Raw genomic sequence first — 1629 nt, 5'->3', positions numbered from 1 at the left:
GGCGGCGGCATGGGCGGCGCCGGCGGCGAAGGCGGCGCGGGCACCGGCGGGCGCGACGCGGGCAACGACGAGGGCTGCGGCTGCCGCACCGTCGGCGAGAGCCGCGACGCGAGCGGCGTGGTCGTCCTCGTGCTCGCGGGCGCGCTCGTCGCGGCGCGTCGGCGGCGCAAGGCGGCGTAGTTCGTCGGCGTAACGAAACGAAGAGCGGCGGCGTCCTTCGGGATGCCGCCGCTCTTGTTTTGTGGCCCCACGAATCGCGCGATCGAGCGCGTGTGGCGGATCAGCTCTTCGCGCGGGGTTTGATGCGCGCCTCGATCTCGGTCAGCGCCGCGCGCGCCCCGAGCGGCAGGCCGACGTGCCCCGCGGGGACCTCGGGCTCGCGGACGTTGATCCGCACGAGCAGGCCGCCGAGGCTCGTGGCGATCCGCTCGCTGAAATGACGAACCGTGGGAATGGCCGTCCCGGCGCCGCATTCGATGACCACCACGCGGCCGCGCGCCTCGCCCCGGATCGACACGAGCCACGAGCCGAGCCTCGCCTCCTGCGCGTCCGTGCGGCTCGCATCCCAGCCACCGTCGCCGAACATGAGCACGTTGGGCCGGGCCATCGCGCCGCAACGCGGGCATGTCGGCAGCGGCTCCTTGGCGCGGAACGACGTCGGGTCCACCTCGACCGTGTACGAATCGGCGGGGAAGATGCCGGCGCCGCAGGCGCGCGTGCATTGCAGGGAATCGATGGCGCCGTGGCACTCGACGATCCGCTCGGGGTCGAAGCCCGCACGCTGGAACTGGCCGTCGACGTTGGAGGTGAAGACGAAGCAGCCGTCCTCCATCCGCTGGGCGAGCCGCGCGAGCACCCCGAAGCCGTCGTGCGGCCGGGTCTTGCGGTAGAGCTCGAGGCGGTGCCCATAAAAACCCCAGGCGAGGGTGGGGTCGGTCGAAAACCAGCGCGGATTCGCGAGGGACGAGAATCCGAGGCCGAGGTCCTTGTACCGCGGGTAGGCGCGCCAGAATCCCTCGTTGCCGCGGAAATCAGGCAGCCCCGAGTCGACCCCCATGCCCGCGCCCGCAGTGATGACGAGCGCGCGCGCGGTTTCGAGGGCACGAGCGGCTTGCTCGAAGAGGGCGTCAGGCGGGGTCATGGGGGCGCTCGGCTCCGTCAGGGCGTGACCGGCGTGCAGACGCCCGTGGTCGGGTCGTTCGCGTTCGCCGTGCACTTGAACTGGGGCATCGCCGGGCAGGGAATCGGGGGGCAGGCCGCGTCGCAGCCGGCGTTCTGGTACTTCGTGAACGCATCCTTGTAAGCGATGACCTCGGGCAGATCCTGAGCGACCACGCTGATCGGGCAGCAGGGGCCGTCGATGATCTCCTGGCACTGCGGGATTTCAGGCTGCAGCGGGTAACACTTCGTCGCTTCGACGAGCGTGAAATCGACCTTCTCCTGGAGGGGATCGCAGACCGCCGCATTTCCGCCGCCTCCGCCCGCGCCGCCCGCGCCGCCTGCGCCATTGCCGCCCGCGCCATTGCCGCCCGCGCCGCTCCCGCCTGCGCCATTGCCGCCTGCGCCATTGCCGCCTGCGCCGCCTTGCCCGGAGCCGCCTTGCGCGGTGCCGTTCCCGTCGCCGCCCGC

The 1629-nt window shown here is 72.1% G+C and carries 3 protein-coding genes; 1 reads left to right on the top strand and 2 read right to left on the bottom strand.

Going from position 1 to position 1629, the window contains the following annotated elements; translation table 11 throughout:
* Window positions 1–180: MYXO-CTERM sorting domain-containing protein (locus QHF85_RS49685; protein ID WP_281334577.1), on the top strand; the 180-nt coding region annotated here is incomplete at its 5' end.
* 100 nt (window positions 181–280) lie between these two features.
* Here the strand turns inward: QHF85_RS49685 and QHF85_RS49680 are convergent.
* Together QHF85_RS49680 and QHF85_RS49675 are read right to left on the bottom strand one after the other, a co-directional pair.
* The gene (locus tag QHF85_RS49680; RefSeq protein WP_281334576.1) at window positions 281–1141 is read right to left on the bottom strand and encodes a Sir2 family NAD-dependent protein deacetylase; all 861 of its coding nucleotides are present in this window, start codon (window positions 1139–1141) and stop codon (window positions 281–283) included.
* Window positions 1142–1158: 17 nt separating this feature from the next.
* The coding region (locus QHF85_RS49675) for a hypothetical protein (protein WP_281334575.1) at window positions 1159–1629 on the bottom strand (471 nt) is incomplete at its 5' end.

Source organism: Polyangium sp. 6x1 (assembly GCF_029946515.1).
Classification (GTDB): Bacteria; Myxococcota_A; Polyangia; order Polyangiales; family Polyangiaceae; genus Polyangium.
This window is presented reverse-complemented; position numbering and strand designations above follow the sequence as displayed.